Source organism: Staphylococcus sp. HMSC035D11 (genome assembly GCF_001836075.1).
In the GTDB taxonomy this organism is placed as follows: Bacteria; Bacillota; Bacilli; order Staphylococcales; family Staphylococcaceae; genus Staphylococcus; species Staphylococcus hominis.
In genome coordinates this window covers 129,654-131,417 of sequence record NZ_KV827285.1, presented here as the reverse complement: position 1 = coordinate 131,417, position 1,764 = coordinate 129,654, and the positions used below count along the sequence as shown (strand labels likewise).

At 28.9% G+C, this 1,764-nt stretch carries 2 protein-coding genes and 1 pseudogene; all 3 read right to left on the bottom strand.

Annotated elements, in window-relative coordinates; genetic code table 11:
* Positions 1-202 precede the first annotated feature (202 nt).
* Entirely contained in the window at positions 203-820 is a 618-nt protein-coding gene (locus tag HMPREF2647_RS10545) for a hypothetical protein (protein ID WP_049436954.1), read from the bottom strand.
* Between the two features lie 14 nt (positions 821-834).
* Positions 835-1,362 (bottom strand): hypothetical protein, encoded by a 528-nt coding sequence (locus HMPREF2647_RS10540; RefSeq protein ID WP_049436957.1) that lies wholly within the window; start codon positions 1,360-1,362, stop codon positions 835-837.
* Positions 1,363-1,485: 123 nt separating this feature from the next.
* Positions 1,486-1,764, bottom strand: a pseudogene (locus HMPREF2647_RS11235) (recombinase family protein); the annotation flags it as partial.

Here is a 1,764-nt window from a genome sequence, read left to right as displayed (position 1 = left end):
TTGTGGGATGTTCTTTAGCAATTTCAATATAAGCATCGTGTAGTAGTAGATAGATAATGCTAATTCGCTATCTCATTAGATAAGTGTTATTGAAATTGATAAAGAGAATTCTTAAACTTAGTTAGAAACTTTAAAGAAAGAAAAAACGAAGTGCTACAAGGCACTTCGTTAGTATTACAATTTGTATTATTAATAAAAAATATTATTCATCTTCACTAGAATTTTCGGTATCATCATCAGAATATATAGGTCTAGGGCTACCTACGTCACCGCGTGGATTATTTGGATTATATCCTATGCCTGCTTGTTCATCTTCTGATAGACTATCTAATTCATCTTGGCTTATTCCGTCATCGTCAACTTTATCTTTTGGTTCTGTAGGGCCTCCTCCACTTTGTGACATAACTTGATCTTCATACTCTCTTTCCTCAGCAGGAGAAGAAAATTCATCAATGTAATCTATACCATATCGCTTGGTTTTATGTATTACTTGACCAGACTCATTAGTTCGTACATTTTCTGTATTTGCTTGTTTGCTCGAAGGGTATTCAGAATTATTATTGTTATTAGATATTTGTTCGCTTGTACTATTTTCTATAGTAGTGTTACTTGAATTTTCTTGAGACGTTTGTACCTCTTCTGTATTTGGTTCAGAACTTTGTTTTTCTTTTTTATCTTTACTCGGTTTTTTACTTACAGTATCAGCTTTTGTGTTGTCATTGATGAACGTATCTTTAGCAAAATTTACTACAAATAAAGCTAAACCAATAAATACGATTGATAGTATTGCAATTAATAGAATATTAATAATTTTTTTCATATTTTACTCCTTATTTACTTAGTAGCATTGATAGCATCTGGATTACTTTTTAATTGATCTCTAATATAGTCTGAGTATTCATTACCTTTTTGATATTCAAATCTTCCTTCGACGACTTTTTTATCATCTTCGCTCATATTTTGAGTATAGTAATCCATCAATTCTTTGTTTGACATATCGTCTACGTTAGAAGTACTTTCAGAATTTTCATTTGTAGTGCTATTTTGTTGATTATTTGTACTAGCTTGTTGTTGAGAGGTATTTGTTTCAATTGACTGATTTTCATTGTTATTAGTAGAAGTAATATTATTATCTTGCTCTTCAATACTAGTAGTGGTGCTTTGTTCATTGCTATTATTTTGAGAAGAACTATCTGAAGGTTTGTTATTTTTATCTTTAGACGTTTCATGTTGATGTTTATCAACAATTTTAGTATCACTGTCACTCCACATATCTTTAGCGAAATTAAGAACAAATAAAACTAATCCAATGAAGACGACTGAAAGTATCGCAATTAATAAGATATTAATAATTTTTTTCATTCATTTTTCCCCTTTATTTGTAATATTTAAAATTTAACAAATTAATTTTATCTAATTTTTATAATTGTATCTACTATATTTTTAATTATTTATTATTTCAGTTAACTTTTATACTCACTTCTTTTAATAAATAGTAAGATATAATGTTTGGGACAAAAATAAAGACGAAGTGCTGAGGAGCACTTCGTCAAGTGGATGATTATCAAATAGTTGTTTGATAATCTCATTATTCAGTTTGAGTGTAACGTAAAATTGCTTCTTACAATGCTCATCTTTTCTTATGTCAATGCGATCGATGACTGTTAGATATAGTGATTTCAATTGAGATTTCTCTAATTTATCTATATCTTTGAATATTGTTTGTAGTATATTGGCAATCATATCAGCATCATAATGTGGAGC

Excerpts from the sequence above, each read along its gene's own strand:
- HMPREF2647_RS10545 (WP_049436954.1), bottom strand. The coding sequence starts at position 820 with ATGAAAAAAATTATTAATATTCTATTAATTGCAATACTATCAATCGTA.
- HMPREF2647_RS10540 (WP_049436957.1), bottom strand. The coding sequence starts at position 1,362 with ATGAAAAAAATTATTAATATCTTATTAATTGCGATACTTTCAGTCGTC.